The organism is Clavibacter tessellarius, assembly GCF_001618005.1.
Taxonomy (GTDB): domain Bacteria; phylum Actinomycetota; class Actinomycetes; order Actinomycetales; family Microbacteriaceae; genus Clavibacter; species Clavibacter tessellarius_A.
Genome location: NZ_LQXA01000009.1, coordinates 1 through 16,294, shown reverse-complemented (window position 1 = coordinate 16,294; position 16,294 = coordinate 1). Strand labels below are relative to the sequence as shown.

Genomic DNA, 16,294 nt, shown 5'->3' with positions numbered 1-16,294 from the left:
TCGTGGTGGTGGACCGTGCGCGGTGGTGCTGCTGCGTGGTGCGGACCGGAGTCGCCTCCGTGGCCCGCCTCGTCATTCAGACGCATCGGCGGGGTGGTTCGGCACGCGGCTCAGGTGACTCCCAGGGAACGCGCGTGCCGCTTCGCCTCCCGGACACGGCGCGGGGCCGGAGCGGACAGCTCCGGCACCGGTCCGCCGCGGTCCGCCGGGTGGCGTCAGGCGCGGAGCGTGGCGCTCGGCAGCTCGCCGAACCGGTCCGCGTAGGACGCGGCGAAGCGGCCGAGGTGGCCGAAGCCCCACTGCTCGGCGACAGCCCGGACGGTGGTCGTGGCGGGCGACGCGTCGCGGAGCTCGGCGCGCACGCGGTCCAGGCGGATCCCGCGGAGCAGCGCGCTCGGCGTCGTGTCCTCGTACCGGCGCACGGCGAGCTGGAGCACGCGCGTGCTGATCCCGGCGGCCCGCGCCGCGTCCGCCGGCGTGATGGGCCGGTCGGCGTGGTGGTGCAGGTACTCGATCGCGGTGCGCACGGAGCTCATCCGCGGGCCCCGCATCTCGGCGCTGAACGGCACGTCGTGCCACGGGAAGAGCTGGAGCGTGGCGCGCGCCACGAGGAGGCCGGCCTGCATCCGCAGCAGCGGGCTCGACGCGACGTCCTGCAGCACCGGGCTCGCCTCGCCGACGGCGCGGCGCCAGAGCGACGCCTGCTCGATGCCCGGCGGCCGGGCGTGGTCGAAGACGAGGGGACGCGGGCGGCCGTCGTGCACCTCGGCCGCGGTCTCCTCCAGGAACCCGCCGTCGATGTGCACGAGGTTCTGCACGCCCGGCTCGCAGCGGAAGCCGAACGACCGGCCGGAGGGGAGGAGGAAGGGGCGGGATCCGCTCGAGCGCACCTCGTGCGAGCCCACGTCGACCGCGCCGGATCCCTCGCGCCACCAGGCGACGACGTAGTCGGGCAGGGCGGGCACGCGGCCCCAGTGCGGCGCGGGGAAGCTCGACGAGCGCAGCGTGACGTTCTCGTCGCCCACGAAGGAGTAGCGGTACGCGAAGTCGCCCCTGCCCTCCTCCGCGTGGAACTCGGTGCCCGGGAACAGGGCGGCGTACCGGTCGACCGCCTCGTCGATGTCGGTTCCGGACATGCTGCCGCGGCGGAGCGCGGGGGCGGCGGTCTCGGCGGCCCAGCTCGCGGGATCGGCGGCGCGGGCGAGCGTGGATGCGGCCTCGGGGGCGATGGAGTCCACGGTGGCGTCGCCGTGCCTGCCGCGGGGTCGCGGGGCCGGGGCGTCGTCGGTGCGGGCGCCGAGCGGGGCCAGCGCGTGCAGGGGGGACGCCGCTCGGGATCGCGCGTCGGGCGCGGATGCGGTGCTCATGGTTCCTCCGTCCTGCGCGACCGGGATGCGGTCGCGTGTCATGGAGTGGACGTGTGGGGCGGGGTGTTCGTCACGCGCCGCCGGGGATCCGGTCGGTGCGCGGGAGGCGGCCGGGGTCGGGGTGCCCGCTGGCGCCTCGACCCCGGTGCGGGCTAGTCCGTGCCGCTGGTGCGCATGCCGCCGGCGACACCCCCCGGCGTGGCGGCGCCCGCGGCGGCCTGCGCGCGCTCGCCGATGGGCGGGGTGATGGGCTTCTCATCGAACATGTGACGCTCCCGGAGGTTCGGCGGTGGGCATGGCTCGTCCACGAGCATCCGCATGGCTCACGATCCCCTCGCGGCGCGTCGCGCACAACGCCTCCCGGGGGCGGGGGCACTGGCTTTCCGGCGCCGCGCTACCGGGATCCGAGCCCGGGCCCCGCATCGGGGGGTGGCGGTGCGGATCAGCCCGCGGCGCGCGCCTGGCCCGCGACGAAGGCGGCGAAGGCCGCGTCGACCCGCTCGCGATCGCCCGTGAGCAGCAGGTCGACCATGAGGCCGCGCATCACGCCGAGGATGACGGTGGCCGCGGCCGACGCCTCCGCCGCGGGACGCCCGGCGGCCTCGAGCGCTCCCGCGATGAGGGCGGTGCGGTCGCGGAGGGAGCGCGCCACGGCGTCGGCGAAGGGCGGGTCGCCGTGCATGCTGCGGCCGGTGATCGCGACGAAGAGCCGCACGTGCCGCCGGCCCTCCGGGTCCGTGGCCCGCGTCCACAGCGCGCGCAGCGGGTCGTCTGCCCCCGCGACGAGGTCGGGCGAGGAGAACGTCTCCGCGAGCACGCGCGCGACGATCTCGGCGATGAGCCCGTCGCGCGTCGCGAAGTGGTGGACGAGCGTCGCGTGGCTCACGCCGACGCCGTCCGCGAGGCTCCGGAGGGTGAGGTCGTCCAGGCCGTGCTCGAGGACGTGCTCGGTGGCGGCCCGGAGCAGCTCGCCGCGGCGGTGGGCGTAGCGCAGCCGGCGGCCGTCCACGGGGTCGTCGCCCATGCGGATCCGCCCCCCTCCTGGCGCGCCCGCGCCCCCGTCCCGTCGATTGCTTGACCAACTGGTAAGGCAAATGTAGCGTCCATGCCAGAACGCGCCCGCGGGGCCCGGGGCGTGTCCCGGGATGGGCGGGCGCACGACCGTCCGGGGGGACACCATGACCACGATCACGACCGAGAGGGGCCGCCGCGGCCCGCTCCTGACCGCGGCGGCGATGCTGATGGCGGCGGGGGCCGCCCTGGGCCTCGCCGCTCCCGCCCAGGCGGCGGCGGTCAACCCGTACGAGCGGGGACCCGAGCCCAGCTCCGCGAGCATCGAGGCCACGCGGGGCTCCTTCGCGGTGGCGGAGACGTCGGTGTCGCGCTTCACGGCCCGCGGCTTCGGCGGCGGCACGATCCACTACCCGACGAGCACCAGCGCGGGCACCTTCGGGGTCGTCGCCATCGCGCCGGGCTACACGGCGCGCGAGTCCAGCATCGCCTGGCTCGGCCCGCGCCTCGCGTCGCAGGGCTTCGTCGTCTTCACCATCGACACCATCACCACCTCCGACCAGCCGAGCTCGCGCGGCGACCAGCTCCGTGCGGCGCTGGACTACGTCGTGGACGAGAGCTCCGTGCGCGGTCGCGTCGACGGGTCCCGGCGCGCGGTCATGGGCCACTCCATGGGCGGCGGCGGATCCCTGCAGGCCGCCAAGGACGAGCCGGCCATCCGCGCGGTCATCCCGATGACGCCCTACAACCTCGACAAGACGTGGCCGGAGGTCGTCGCGCCGACGCTCGTCATCGGCGCGGAGGACGACAGCGTGGCGCCGGTCGCCCGGCACGCGGAGCCGTTCTACGAGTCGCTCACGCAGGCGTCGGAGAAGGCCTACCTGGAGCTGCGCGGCGCGAGCCACTTCGCGCCGAACATCTCCAACACCACCATCGCGAGCGCGAGCATCGCGTGGCTGAAGCGCCACGTCGACGCGGACACCCGCTACGAGCGCTTCATCTGCCCGGCGCCCGCGGTGAGCCTCCAGATCAGCGAGTACCGCAGCACCTGCTGAGGCGCGTCCGCCGGACGCGGCGGCAGCACGACGGCGGGGCGCCCGGAGGCGCCCCGCCGTCGTGACGCGTCGCGCCTAGTGCTTGATGCGGTCGATCCAGCCGGCGACCGGCCGCTGCTGCTCGCCCTGCTGGGCGGCGAGCACGACGAGCACCGAGGTCATCGCGGGGATGATCCACTGGAGCGCCTTCTGCTTCTTCTGGGCGGCCGCGAGCTCCTTCGAGGAGCCCGCACCGGGCTCGGTGGTGCCGGCGGCGCCCTCGTCCTGGTGCTTGGCCATCTTCGCGCCGACGATCGCGGAGTAGAGCGTCGTGCCGGCGGCGGCGATGGTCAGCACGGCCTTCACGTTGGTGTTGGAGCGGGCCTCGCTCTGGCCGGCGAGGCGGCCCTTGTTCGCGTAGATCAGGCCGAGCCCGCCGACGGCGTGCGCGCCGAGGGCGGCGAGCTGCACGGGCGCCCACTTCGCCCAGCCGATGGACGAGAGGCGCAGGCGCTCCTGGGGCTGCTTCGCGGCGGCGGCCGCCCCGTTGAGCCCGACCGCGCCCATGAGGGACCCGCCGAACCAGGCCGCGAGGCCGAGGTCGTGCATGCTGCGGATGACGGTGTTGCGTTCTGACATGTGCATCTCCGAGTCGTGTCGAGGTCGGCTCCTGGCCGGCCGGTGTGCTGTGCGTCGGACGCTACGCCGGGGATCGAGCAGTGTGTCACCGGGCGGAGGATGCCCAGCATCCGGGGGCGGCGGCGCCGTCGGCGGAGACCTCAACGGATCCTGGGAGTCCCGCCGCGCGACCTTGGCGCTCCCCTCCGCGCCCGGTTCGGTGGAGACCGTGCCCGTCGAGCGGCGGGTCCGTCACCGAGGGGAACCGGATCATGGGCAAGGCGTGGATGGTGATGGTCGCGGCCGTGCTCGGCGGCCACGGGTTCGTGGGTCTGTTCATCGAGGGCTCGCACCTGCTCGGGATCCTCAACGTCGACTTCTTCGTCGACGTCCTCTACCTCGCGAGCGCCGTCGTGCTGCTGCTCGCCGGCACCCGGCAGATCGGCCCCGGCGCGATCCGCGGCACGCTCACCGCGTTCGGCGGCCTGTTCACGCTCATGGGCGTCCTCAGCATCGTGGATGACGAGCTCGGCGGCCTCACGCCCACCGGGTTCACGATCGTCGACGACTTCCTCTTCTTCGGCCTCGGCCTCTCGGGCCTCGCCCTCGCGCTGACCCCCAGCTCGGTCGAGCCGCTCACCACCGGCGGCAAGGCGCTCAACTAGCGGCGGCAGCCACCGCGCCTGCGTCGCCCCCGACGGGCGTGGGTCAGTCGGCGGCGAGCGCCATGTGCACCTGGTAGCGATCGCCGCGGTACCACGACGTCACGTGCTCGACGGGGGTCCCCCCGGCGCGGGAGCTCCGGCGGAACACCAGGGTCGAGGATCCGGCGGTCACCTGCAGCGCCTCGGCGGTGTCGGCATCCGCGGCCTCGGCCCACACCGTCTGCTCCGCGCTGTCGATGTGCACCCCGTACCGCTCCGCGAGCACGCCGTAGAGCGAGGCGCTGAGGTCGTGGTCGCCGAGGTCCGCCGCCACGCGTGCGGAGTACCAGCCGAGCTCGAGGGCCATGGGGGTGCCGTCGGCCAGCCGCAGCCGCTCGACGGCCCATGCGCGCTCGTGCTCGTCGAGGCCCAGGGCGGCGCGCGCCTCGAGCGGCGGGGCGCTGATCCCGACGCGTCGCACGAGCGTGGTCGCCACCATCCCGCGCCGCCGCATGTCCTCCGTGAAGGAGGCGAGGTGCAGCTGCGACTGGATCCGCTCCCCGGCCACGAACGTGCCCTTCCCCTGCACCGTGTAGAGCCGCTGCTCCTCGATGAGCTGCCGCAGCGCCTGCCGCACGGTCGCGCGGCTCACGTCGTGGGTGGTCGCGAGCTCCCGCTCCGACGGGATGGCGGCGTGCGCGGGCCACGCGCCGCCGATGTCGGCGAGCAGGATCGCCCGCAGCTGGGCGTGCTTGGGGACCGGGCCGGGGGCGACTACGGCGGTCCGGGCGGCGGCGGCATCGCGGGGTCGGGGCATGTGCGCGTCTCTCGGCGTTGACACGACGGGGTGGCGGCACGTAGCTTCACCGGTACGTACCAGTTGCAGCCGCGCTTCCCCGTCGTGTGGGCGATCTTCGTCCCATCGACTCTAGATGCTCGGCACTGGTGCATACCAGTCGTCCGTCCCATCGAGGAGTCCCCGTGGTCCGTGTGCTGTCCCCGCTCGCGGGGGTCGCCCTGCCCCTGCCGTCCGTGCCCGATGCGCTGTTCGCCGCGGGGGCGATGGGGCCCGGGGTGGCGATCGCGCCGCCCGCCGAGATCGTCGACGTGGTCGCGCCCATCGCCGGGACGCTGCTGCAGGTCTTCCCGCACGCCTTCGTGGTCGCGGCCGACGACGGCCTCGCGGTGCTCGTGCATCTCGGCATCGACACCGTCGGCCTCGCGGGCGCGGGCTTCACGGCCTTCGCCGCCAAGGGGGACCGCGTCGCCGCGGGCGCTCCCGTCATCGCCTACGACGTCCCCGCGATCCTCGCCGCCGGCCTGTCCAGCGTCGTCCCCGTCATCGTGCTCGAACGCTCGCCGGAGGACGTCCGCGTGCTCGTGGACGAGGGGGCCGGCCTGCTCCCCGGCTCCCCGCTGCTCTCCGTCTGACCCGCCCGGGGAGTCCTCGGGCCCGCCCGCCCGCCCGCTCGACCGACCGCCCGACCCGAGGATCCGCCGCTCCACCCATCACCGGTGCCCACCGCGAAGGAGAACCCATGACCGCCACCGCCCCGCCGCGTCGCCGACGCGCCGTCCCGGGCTTCGCCCAGATGCAGCGCCTCGGCACGAGCCTGATGCTCCCGATCGCCGTGCTGCCCGCGGCCGGGATCCTGCTCCGGATCGGGCAGCCCGACCTGCTCGGCAGCATCGACCTGCCCGTCGTCGGCACGTTCTTCCAGGCCATGAGCGCCGCCGGGGGCGCGCTGTTCGACAACCTGGCGCTCCTGTTCGCCGTGGGTGTCGCCATCGGATTCGCCAAGAAGGCCGACGGCTCGACCGCGCTCTCGGCGGTCGTCGGCTACCTCGTGCTCTCGAACGTGTTCAAGGTCATGTCGCCGGTGGTGCTCGCCGGCCAGAAGACGGTCGCCGGCGAGCAGGTGCTGATCAACTACAGCGTCTTCGGCGGGATCGTCGTGGGCCTCGTGACCGCCTGGCTGTTCGACCGGTACCACACCATCCAGCTGCCCGCCGCCCTGGGCTTCTTCGGCGGGCGCCGGTTCGTGCCGATCATCGTCTCCCTCGTGAGCCTCGTCATCGGCTTCGGGCTGAGCTACGCCTACCCGGTCTTCGACCTGGGCCTCTCCGGTCTCGGCGCGTTCATCGGCGGCACGGGCGCGCTCGGCGCCTTCGTGTACGGCTTCGCGAACCGGATGCTCCTCCCGGTGGGCCTGCACCACATCCTCAACTCCTACGTCTGGTTCCTCCAGGGCTCCTACACGAAGGCCGACGGGAGCGTCGTCACGGGCGAGGTGACCCGCTTCGCCGCCGGTGACCCGACGGCGGGCACGCTCACGTCGGGCTTCTACCCGGTGCTCATGTTCGGGCTCCCCGCCGCGGCGCTGGCGATGATCCACCTGTCGAACCCCGCGCAGCGCAAGGCGGCCATCGGCGTCCTCGGCGCGACGGGTCTCACGGCGTTCCTCACCGGCATCACCGAGCCCCTCGAGTTCGCGTTCATGTTCGCGGCCTTCCCGCTGTACGTCGTGCACGCCCTGCTCACCGGGCTCTCGCTCGCGATCGCGAACCTGCTCGACATCCACCTCGGCTTCTCGTTCTCGACGGGCCTCTTCGACCTGCTGCTCTACGGCACCGCCCCCGCGGCCAAGAACGTCTGGCTGATCGTGGTCATGGGCGTGGCGTACTTCGCCGTCTACTACCTGCTCTTCCGCCTCGTCATCGCGAGGTGGAACCTGCGCACGCCGGGCCGGGAGGAGGTGGTGGCGCCGGTCGACGGGGTCGCCCACGCGGATGCGGATGCGCCTGCGGATGCGGACGCCGGGGCCGCCGCCCCTGCGCCTCCGGGCGCCGGCCCCGCCGGCCCCGCCGTCGCCGCGTCGGCCCCCACCGCCGAGCGGCTGATCGCGGCCTTCGGCGGGCGCGACAACCTCGTCCTCGTCGACGCGTGCATCACGCGCCTGCGCGTCGAGGTCGCGGACCGGGCGCTCGTCGACCACGCGCGCCTCAAGGAGCTCGGCGCGGCCGGCGTGATGGAGGTGGGGGACAACGTCCAGGCGGTCTTCGGCCCCCGCGCGGAGTCCCTGAAGGACGCGATGCGCGAGGCCCTCTGATGGAGGTCGTGGTCGTCCCGACCGCGGAGGACGCCGCCCCGCTCGTCGCCGACGCCTGCAGCGCGCTGCTCGAGCGCCGGCCGGATGCGGTGCTCGGCCTGGCGACCGGCTCGACGCCCCTGCCGCTGTACCGGGAGCTCATCCGGCGCCACCGGGAGGAGGGTCTCAGCTTCGCGCGGGCCCGGGCCTTCCTCCTCGACGAGTACGTGGGGCTGCCCGCCGGGCACCCCGAGCGGTACCGCGCGTTCATCGCGGAGGAGCTCGAGCGGCACGTCGACTTCGCCCCCGGCGCGATCCGCGGCCCGGGCGACGCCGGATCCGACCCGCTGGAGGAGGGTCCCGCCTACGAGCGGGCCATCCGGGAGGCCGGCGGCATCGACCTGCAGGTCCTCGGCATCGGCACGGACGGGCACCTGGCCTTCAACATGCCGATGTCGAGCCTCGGCAGCCGCACGCGCCTCAAGACCCTCACGGCCCGCACCCGGCGGGACAACGCGCGCTTCTTCGGCGACGACGTCGATCGGGTGCCCACGCACTGCCTCACGCAGGGGCTGGCGACGATCCTCGACAGCCGGCACGCGATCATGCTCGGCTTCGGCCGGGCCAAGGCGCAGGCGGTGCGCGCGGCCGTCGAGGGGGCGCTGTCGGCGCGCTGGCCCGCGTCGGTGCTGCAGCTTCACCCGCACGCCACGGTGGTCGTCGACGAGGAGGCCGCCGCCGAGCTCGAGTTCGTCGAGCACTACCGCGAGACCTTCGCGGGCAAGCCGGCCGGGCAGGGCCTCTGATGCGGCTGCGCGCCGCCCGCGCGCTGGTCGACGGCGCGTTCACGGGGCCGGTCGTCGTCGACGTGGCCGCGGGGCGGATCACGGCCGTCCACGCGGCGACGGGGACCGAGGTCGTCGACCACGACCTCGTCGACGGGACGCTCAGCGCGGGCCTGCTGGACCTCCAGGTCAACGGCTCGTTCGGCGTCGACGTCGCGTCGGCGGACACCGCGGGCTGGCGCACCCTCCTGGCCGGGCTCGCCTCGCGCGGCGTCACGGGGGTCGAGCCGACCGTGATCACCGCGCCGCTGCCCGAGATCGCGAGCGCCCTCGCCCGCGTCGGGCGCGCCCAGGGCGAGTTCGCCGGCGAGCCGGTGGCCCGGATCCTGGGGGCCCACCTCGAGGGCCCGTTCATCTCGCCCGCGCGCAAGGGCGCGCATCGCGTGGAGTGCATGCTCCTCCCGACCCCCGCCCACCTCGATGCGCTGCTCGCGGATCCGGCGGCCCGCGCCGCGCTGCGGACGGTCACGCTCGCCCCGGAGCTGCCGGGCGCGGAGGAGGCGACGCGGCGGCTGGTCGCGGAGGGCTGCGTCGTCTCCGTCGGCCACAGCGACGCCACCGCGGACCAGGTGCGCGCGGCCGGCGACGCCGGCGCGACGATGACCACGCACGTGTTCAACGCCCAGCGCCCCCTGAAGCACCGGGAACCGGGCGTGCCGGGCGCGGTCCTCACCGACGAGCGCTTCTTCGTCGGGACGATCATCGACGGCCAGCACCTCGACCCCCGGGTCGTGTCGCTCGTCATGGGCGCTGCCGGCAGGCGCATGGTCGGGGTGACCGATGCCATCGTGACCGCCGGGCGGGAGCCCGGGGAGTGGCACGAGTTCGGCGGGAAGCCCGTAGCCAACGACGCCTCGGGCCTCGGGCGCCGGCGCGACGGCACCATCGCCGGGGCGGGCGTGGTGCTCGACGAGGGGGTGCGGCGCATGATCGGCGCGGGACTGGATCCGGCCCGCGTGCTCGCCGCGTGCACCGAGAACGCCGCCCGATCCCTCGGGCGCACCGACATCGGCCACGTCGCCGCGGGGGCGTCCGCCGACCTCGTGTGGTGGGACGCCGCCTGGCAGCCGTCGGCGGTGTGGATCGCGGGGGACGCGATCCGCCCTCCCGTCGGCTAGCCGCGGCCGCGGCCGGGAGGGCGGGCGCCGACTCGCGTCAGGTCCGGTGGATCCGCACCGTGACCACCTGGAACGCCCGCAGCACGAGCCGCGCCCCGCGTCCGTCGTCCTCCGGCTGGAAGGCGATCGCCCGCGGGAAGCCGTCGCCGAGGGGGCGCTCCAGCACGTCGACCTCGGTGAGGCGCTGGGCGTCGAGGTGCGCCTCGAGGCGGGTGGCGGTGCGTGCGCCCGTGGACTCGTAGAGCCGCACGATCACGTCGCCCGAGCCGTCGTCGGCGAGCTTCAGCGCCTCGATCCGCACGGTGCCGCCGTGCACCGTGACGAGCCCGGAGGCGGTGGGCAGCGACGACGGGACGGCCGCGTCCGGCGTGGCGGCGGATCCGACCGCGGCCGCGGGCGCGACGGCGGCCACCGCCCCGGTCTCCTCGCCGGGCCGCACGACGCGCACCGGCAGGTTCTGCTCCAGCCCCGCGTCCACCGCGCCCTCGATGCCGACGCCCGGCACGAGCGCGTACTCGAACAGGTGGTGGCCGATGTCCTGGGTCGGGTCGGGGGAGCGCGCCGCCCGGACCAGGCTGATCCGCATCTCCGTCTCCACCTCGCCCGTCGCGCCGACCGAGCGCGTGATGTCGTGGCCGTAGCTGCCCGCGTTGGTGAGGGCCACGCCGTAGCCGGGCTCCTCCACGTGCACGAAGCGGTGCGCCATGACCTCGAAGCGCGCCTCGTCCCACGACGTGTTCGTGTGCGTGGGGCGGCGCACGTGCCCGAACTGGATCTCCGCGCTGTGGTGCTGCGCGTGGATCGTGAGCGGGAACGACACCTTGAGGAGCTTCTCGTCCTCGAGCCAGTCGAGGTCGGCGGTCGCGTGGATCCGGGCATCGTCGGCGTGCAGCGACACCCGCTGCACGACGCGCGAGCGCCCGAACTGCCGGACCACCTCGACGGTCGCGCGGAGCGGCGACTCCTCGACGAGCTCGACCGACGCGGCCTCGACGAGGTCGGTGCGGCTCGCGCGGTAGTGGGCGTCGACGTCCCAGGCGTCCCACGCGGTGGGGATGTCCTCGTGCAGCTGCAGCAGGTTCGCGACGCGGCCCGCGGGCACGAGCTCGCGGTCGGCGTGCCGGAGGTCGACGATCGAGGTGATGAGGCCGCGCGCGTCGATCGTGACGCGGAGCAGCCCGTTGTCGAGCACGGTGCCGCCGTCGGCGCGCGTCGTGACGACGGGCGACGCGGGCTCCACCGCGACCAGCGGCGCGATCCCGCTGCCGGGCACGGCGACGAGCGCGAGCGCGGATCCGTCGGGCGCCTCCACGAGCGCGGTGCGCGCGTGGCCGGTCGAGTTCACCGCGAAGGCGCCGGATCCGTCGCCCTCGCCGTCCGCGACCGCCTGCGCCGCGACCCGCGCGATGGCGTCGGCCACGAGCGCGTCGAGCTCGGCGAGGCTGCGGGCGTAGTCCTCCTCGTTCTCCCGGTGCACCCACGTGATGGAGGAGCCGGGGAGGATGTCGTGGAACTGCTGCAGCAGCGTCTGCTTCCAGAGCCGGTCGAGCGCCGCGTACGGGTAGTCGGCGCCCGTGCGGACGGTCGCGATCGTCCACCACAGCTCGGCCTCGCGGAGGCGGTGCTCGGCCTGGCGGTTGCCGCGCTTCTCGCGGGCGTGCGACGTGAACGTGCCTCGGTGCAGCTCGAGGTACAGCTCGCCGACCCAGACGGGCGCGTCCGGGTACTCGGCCTCGGCCTTGTGGAAGAAGTCGTCCGGGTGCTCGACGACCACCTTCGGCGACCCCTCGAGGTCGGCCGTGCGGCGCTGGCGCTCCATCATGTCGCGCGTGGGCCCGCCTCCGCCGTCGCCGTAGCCGAAGGGCGCGAGCGACATGGTCGCGCGGCCCTTCTCGCGGAACTGCCGCACGGCGTGGTGCGTCTCCTCCGCCTCGAGCGTGGAGTTGTAGGTGTCGATGGGCGGGAAGTGCGTGAAGATCCGCGACCCGTCGATGCCCTCCCAGAAGAAGGTGTGGTGCGGGAACGTGTTCGTCTGGTTCCAGGACAGCTTCTGCGTGAGGAACCAGTCGAGCCCGGCGAGCTTCGCGATCTGCGGGAACGACGCCGTGTAGCCGAACGAGTCGGGCAGCCACACGCCGTGGGTCTCGACGCCGAGCTCCTCCTGGAAGAAGCGCATGCCGTGGGTGAGCTGGCGGATCATCGCCTCGCCGCCCGGCAGGTTGCCGTCGGGCTCGATCCACATGGATCCGACCGGGTACCAGGTGCCCGCGGCGATGGCCTGCCTGATGCCCTCGAAGACGGTGGGGTAGTTCTCCTTCACCCAGGCGTACTGCTGCGCCTGCGAGCACGCGAAGCGGAAGTCGGGGTACTGCTCGGCGAGCCGCAGCACGTTGGAGAAGGTGCGCGCGGTCTTGCGCTTCGTCTCGCGGATGGGCCAGAGCCAGGCGCTGTCGATGTGGGCGTGGCCGACGCCGCTCAGCGTGTGGGCGCTCGGGACGGCCCTGCGGGAGAGCACCTCGGCGAGCTCGGCGCGGGCGGCCGCCGCGGTGCCTGCGATGTCGTCCATCGCGAGCACGTCGAGCGCGCGCTCGAGGGCGCGGAGCACCTCGTGGCGGCGCGGCTCGGTCTCGGGCAGCTCCATCAGCAGCTGGTACAGCACCTCGACGTCGAAGCGCAGCGCCCACACCTCGGGCTCGAACACCGCGAGCTCGGCCTGGCGGAAGCGGTAGATGGGCTCGGCGGGCGCGGTCGCCTTGTCCCCGTAGGGGGTCGGCACGAACTCGTTCACGAGGATGTCCGGGTTCCCCGCCGCCTCCACGAGGAAGCGCACCTGCTCGCCGCCGGCGGCCTCGTCGGCGAGGCGCACGTAGGTGTTGCGCGGGTGGATCCCCTTGACCGGCACGCCGTCCATGGTGTGCACGAGGCACTCGGCCTGGTTGCCCGGCCAGTCGCCGATGAAGCCGGGATCGATGAGCAGCTCGACCGTGCGGCCGGCCCACTCGGCGGGCACCTCGCCCGACACCTCGAACCACCACGTGGACCACGCGCGGCCCCACGGCTGGCCGAGCTCGAACGGCGCGTACTCCTGCCGCATCGCCTCGGCGACGGGCACGGGCTCGTCGGGCGCCATCCACGCGCGCAGGGTCACGGGCGTCTTCGACGAGTAGACCGCGGGGGTGATCCGCTCGTCGAGCGCGCGGAGGATCCGCTCCTGGACGAGCTTCTGGTTCTGGTGCATGGGTGTCCTCCGGGTTCGGGGGTGGGGACGGGCGGGAGGGGCGTGCGGGAGGGAGGCGCGGGCGGCGGGAGCCGGGCGCGACCGGCGGTCAGCGCAGGTAGGACAGCGCCGGGAACGCGTGCATCGCGTCCTCCAGCAGGGAGCGCGCGACGGTGACGGAGTCGACGAGCGGGTGGTGCGCGAGGGCGCGGACGGCCGCGGCGCGGGATCCGCCGAGGCCGGCCTCGATGGTCTGCCGCTCCACGTACTTCGCGTTGGTGACGAGGCCCACGCCGAAGTCGGGGAGCTGGGTGCCCGCGACCGGATGCGCGCCCGAGGCGTCGACCACGCACGGCACCTCGACCACGGCGTCCGCGTCGAGGGCCGCGAGCGTGCCGCGGTTCCGCACGTTGAGGATCAGCCGCGCGCTCTGGTCGTACGCGATGCCGCGCATGAGCGCGATCGCGACGTCCTCGTAGCCGCCCGAGACGAGATCGCCCTCGTCGCGGTCGCCCATGCCGGCCGACTGCCGGTTCGTGGCCATGTACGTGGTCTCGCGGTCGAGCCGCGTGCGCTCCCAGAGCGCCAGCGCGGACACGTCGTGCCGGTGCTCGAGCTGCTCGTAGAACCGGCCCTGCTGCTCCACGAGGAAGCCGCCGCGGGTCTGCGCGGCGAGCTGGTCGGCGTGCCGCACCTCGCGCTGGAAGTAGTAGTAGTGCAGGTACTCGTTCGGCACGGCGCCGAGCTCGGTGACCCACTCGGCGCCGAAGAGCCGGCCCTCCTCGAACGTGCCGATGAGGTCGGGCCGGGCCATGAGGTCCGGCAGCACGTCGCGGCCGTCGACCCGGAGGCCGCGCAGCCAGCCGAGGTGGTTGAGCCCCGCGTAGTCGATGACCACGTCGTCGCCCGCGACGCCGAGCGCGCCGAGCACGCGGCGGGCGAGGCCGATGGGGGAGTCGCAGATGCCGATGACGCGGTCGCCGAGCACGCGCGACATGGCCTCGGTCACGACGCCCGCGGGGTTCGTGAAGTTGATGACCCAGGCGTCGGGGGCCTGCGCCCGGATCCGCTCGGCCAGGTCCATGACGACCGGCAGCGTCCGCAGCGCGTAGGAGATGCCGCCGTAGCCGACGGTCTCCTGCCCGATGACGCCGTGCGCCATGCCGAGCCGCTCGTCGCACGAGCGCCCGGCCATGCCGCCCACGCGGATCGCCGAGAACACGAACGCGGCGCCCGCGAGCGCCTCGTCGAGGTCGGTGTGCAGCGAGATGACGGGCGCGTCCGGGTACGCCGCGGCCTGCTCCGCGAGCACGCGCGCGACGGCCGTGAGGCGCACCTCGTCGGTGTCGTAGAGGGCCACGTGCGAGACGCGGCCGGCCTCGTGGTCGCGCAAGAGCGCCGAGTAGACGAGCGGGACGCGGAAGCCGCCCCCGCCCAGGATCGTGAGCCTCATGCGACGGTCACCGACACTCCCTTGTCCGCGAGGCCCTGCGACACCCGCTCGTGCGGGGCGGCCTCGGTGATCAGCTGCGTCAGCGACGCGGTGGGGGCGACGCGGCCGGCGCCGGTGCCCGGGAACTTGGAGGAGTCGGCGAGCACCGTGACCCGGTCGCTCACCTCCGCCATCGCGCGCTTGATGGGCACCTGGGCCATCGTCGTGTCGCGCAGGTCGCCGTTGTCGGCGATGCCGCTCACGCCCACGAAGGCGTGGTCGGCGTGCAGCATCCGCAGGCTCTCGGCGGTGAGCGGGCCGGACACCGAGCGGTAGACCGGATCCCAGTCGCCGGGCAGCAGGATGAGCCGCACGCTCCGGTCGTCGCGCAGCACGTCGAACGCGGCGATGCTGGCGGTGATGACCGTGAGGGAGCGCCCGCGCAGCTGCTCCGCGAGGTGCAGCGTGGTCGTGCCGATGTCGAGCACGACCGACTGGCCGTCGAGGATCTGCGCGGCCGCGGCCCGGGCGATGCGCTCCTTGGCCTCGCGGTTGACCTGCTCGACCTCGGCGAACGGCGCGTCCACCTCGATGAGGACGGCACCGCCGTGCGTGCGCCGGAGCGCGCCCTGCTCGTCGAGACGGGCGAGGTCGCGGCGGATGGTGGCGTCGCTCGTGCCCGCGGCCTCGGCCAGCTCGGCGACCGTGGCGCTGCGCGTGGCGCGCAGCCGGTCGAGGATCACGAACTCCCGGGCGTCTCTCATGAAGTGAACATTAGCGCGCAGGATCAGTCAGAAACAATCTCGTAATGAACAAGGTCTTCCATCCATGTGCTCACATGGGCTAGAAACGTCACTACCGGTCGCCGCTCACCCGACGACCGCGTCCACCGGCAGAGTCGCCGTCGGCGGACCACCCCATCCGCCGTGTCCGCACGGCGCGATCCCGAGAAGCCGAGGTCACCGTGTCCGCAGCCCCCCGCCCCGAGCGGCCCGCCGGCCTGCTGGTCGTCGGCCAGCTGTTCGCGGACGTCGTCTTCGGCGACCTGCCGAGCGGCCCCCGGCCGGGCCACGAGATCTGGACCTCGTCGTTCGGCCACGGCCCCGGCGGCATCGCCAACTTCGCCGTCGCCGGCGCGCGCCTCGGGGTGCCCACCGTCATCGCCGCCGCCGTGGGCGCGGATCCGTTCTCCCTCCTCGTGCGCGCCGCGCTCGCCGCGGAGGGGGTCGACCTCCACCACCTCGTCACGCTGGACGGCTGGTCGCTGCCCGTCACGGCGTCGCTCGGCTACGACGACGACCGCGCCATGGTCACGGGCGGCGTCGCCTGCCCGCTCAGCTCCGACGAGCTCGTGCCGGGCGCCGTCCCGGCCGTCGCCGCGGCGCTCGTGCACCTGGATCCGCACCGCAGCTCCTGGGTCGGCCGCGCCGCCGCCGCGGGCACCGACGTGTACGCCGACGTCGGCTGGGACCCGTCCGAGCGGTGGGACCCGGCCATCCTCGAGCAGCTCGACGAGTGCCACGCCTTCCTCCCCAACGAGCTCGAGGCCTCGGCGTACACGGGCACCGGCTCGGCGGTCGAGGCCGCCCGGGCGCTCGGCGCGCGCGTGCCGCTCAGCGTCGTCACCTCCGGATCCCGCGGCGTCGTCGCCGTCGACTCCGCCCGCGGCGAGGAGGTCGTCCGGCCGCCGCTCGCCGTGCGCGCGGTCGACGCGACCGGCGCGGGCGACGTGTTCGGCGCATCGCTCGCCGCCTCGGCCCGCGCGCCCTGGTCCCTCACCGAGCGCGTGGACTTCGCGTGCCTCGTGGCGGGGATCACGGTCACCCGCCCCGGCGGCGCGGCCGGAGCCCCGCGGCTCGACGAGCTCGTGCCGTGGCTGCGCGCGCACCCCGAGGCCGCCGAGCCCGGCCGCTACGACT

14 protein-coding genes are annotated in these 16,294 nt (G+C 74.4%); 7 read left to right on the top strand and 7 right to left on the bottom strand.

Features of this window, described 5'->3' with window-relative positions; genetic code table 11:
• Window positions 1–215 precede the first annotated feature (215 nt).
• Both AWH51_RS02045 and AWH51_RS02040 read right to left on the bottom strand, forming a co-directional pair.
• On the bottom strand, window positions 216–1,367 hold the full coding sequence (locus AWH51_RS02045) for an AraC family transcriptional regulator (RefSeq protein WP_063070489.1): 1,152 nt from the start codon (window positions 1,365–1,367) through the stop codon (window positions 216–218).
• A 442-nt stretch (window positions 1,368–1,809) separates the two neighbouring features.
• Window positions 1,810–2,391 carry a TetR/AcrR family transcriptional regulator gene (locus AWH51_RS02040; RefSeq protein ID WP_063070477.1) on the bottom strand — a complete coding sequence of 194 codons (582 nt, stop codon included), beginning with the start codon at window positions 2,389–2,391 and terminating at the stop codon, window positions 1,810–1,812.
• Window positions 2,392–2,545: 154 nt separating this feature from the next.
• Here AWH51_RS02040 and AWH51_RS02035 point away from each other — a divergent pair, with 154 nt between their 5' ends.
• Window positions 2,546–3,433 carry a serine aminopeptidase domain-containing protein gene (locus tag AWH51_RS02035; protein WP_063070476.1) on the top strand — a complete coding sequence of 296 codons (888 nt, stop codon included), beginning with the start codon at window positions 2,546–2,548 and terminating at the stop codon, window positions 3,431–3,433.
• 75 nt (window positions 3,434–3,508) lie between these two features.
• Here the strand turns inward: AWH51_RS02035 and AWH51_RS02030 are convergent, their stop codons facing one another.
• On the bottom strand, window positions 3,509–4,051 hold the full coding sequence (locus AWH51_RS02030; protein ID WP_063070488.1) for a hypothetical protein: 543 nt from the start codon (window positions 4,049–4,051) through the stop codon (window positions 3,509–3,511).
• A 251-nt stretch (window positions 4,052–4,302) separates the two neighbouring features.
• Between AWH51_RS02030 and AWH51_RS02025 the strand changes: the two genes are divergently transcribed.
• The gene (locus tag AWH51_RS02025; RefSeq protein ID WP_063070475.1) at window positions 4,303–4,695 is read left to right on the top strand and encodes a hypothetical protein; all 393 of its coding nucleotides are present in this window, start codon (window positions 4,303–4,305) and stop codon (window positions 4,693–4,695) included.
• 43 nt (window positions 4,696–4,738) lie between these two features.
• Here AWH51_RS02025 and AWH51_RS02020 read toward each other — a convergent pair whose 3' ends face one another.
• On the bottom strand, window positions 4,739–5,491 hold the full coding sequence (locus AWH51_RS02020; RefSeq protein WP_063070474.1) for a GntR family transcriptional regulator: 753 nt from the start codon (window positions 5,489–5,491) through the stop codon (window positions 4,739–4,741).
• Between the two features lie 164 nt (window positions 5,492–5,655).
• Between AWH51_RS02020 and AWH51_RS02015 the strand changes: the two genes are divergently transcribed.
• The 4 genes from AWH51_RS02015 to AWH51_RS02000 all read left to right on the top strand — a co-directional run bounded on the left by AWH51_RS02015 (window position 5,656) and on the right by AWH51_RS02000 (window position 9,726).
• Window positions 5,656–6,105, top strand: a complete 450-nt coding sequence (locus AWH51_RS02015; RefSeq protein WP_063070473.1) for a PTS sugar transporter subunit IIA — start codon at window positions 5,656–5,658, stop codon at window positions 6,103–6,105.
• Window positions 6,106–6,212: 107 nt separating this feature from the next.
• Window positions 6,213–7,784 carry a PTS transporter subunit EIIC gene (locus tag AWH51_RS02010; protein WP_063070472.1) on the top strand — a complete coding sequence of 524 codons (1,572 nt, stop codon included), beginning with the start codon at window positions 6,213–6,215 and terminating at the stop codon, window positions 7,782–7,784.
• On the top strand, window positions 7,784–8,569 hold the full coding sequence (nagB, locus tag AWH51_RS02005) for a glucosamine-6-phosphate deaminase (protein WP_063070471.1): 786 nt from the start codon (window positions 7,784–7,786) through the stop codon (window positions 8,567–8,569). The genes AWH51_RS02010 and nagB overlap by 1 nt, the downstream gene beginning before the upstream one ends.
• A complete protein-coding gene (locus AWH51_RS02000; protein WP_063070470.1) occupies window positions 8,569–9,726 on the top strand; it encodes an N-acetylglucosamine-6-phosphate deacetylase in 1,158 nt (385 codons plus the stop codon). Before nagB ends, AWH51_RS02000 begins: the two co-directional genes overlap by 1 nt.
• A 37-nt stretch (window positions 9,727–9,763) precedes the next feature.
• On the opposite strand, the gene AWH51_RS01995 is transcribed toward AWH51_RS02000, so the two are convergent.
• From AWH51_RS01995 to AWH51_RS01985, 3 genes are all read right to left on the bottom strand, one after another.
• The gene (locus tag AWH51_RS01995) at window positions 9,764–12,964 is read right to left on the bottom strand and encodes an alpha-mannosidase (protein WP_063070469.1); all 3,201 of its coding nucleotides are present in this window, start codon (window positions 12,962–12,964) and stop codon (window positions 9,764–9,766) included.
• Window positions 12,965–13,052: 88 nt separating this feature from the next.
• On the bottom strand, window positions 13,053–14,396 hold the full coding sequence (locus AWH51_RS01990) for a 6-phospho-beta-glucosidase (RefSeq protein WP_063070468.1): 1,344 nt from the start codon (window positions 14,394–14,396) through the stop codon (window positions 13,053–13,055).
• Window positions 14,393–15,139: a DeoR/GlpR family DNA-binding transcription regulator gene (locus tag AWH51_RS01985; protein ID WP_254654439.1), complete on the bottom strand. Its 747-nt coding sequence runs from the start codon at window positions 15,137–15,139 to the stop codon at window positions 14,393–14,395. Before AWH51_RS01985 ends, AWH51_RS01990 begins: the two co-directional genes overlap by 4 nt.
• Before the next feature lie 200 nt (window positions 15,140–15,339).
• On the opposite strand from AWH51_RS01985, the gene AWH51_RS01980 reads away from it, so the two are divergent.
• On the top strand, window positions 15,340–16,294 hold a 955-nt coding region (locus tag AWH51_RS01980), incomplete at its 3' end, for a carbohydrate kinase family protein (protein ID WP_063070466.1).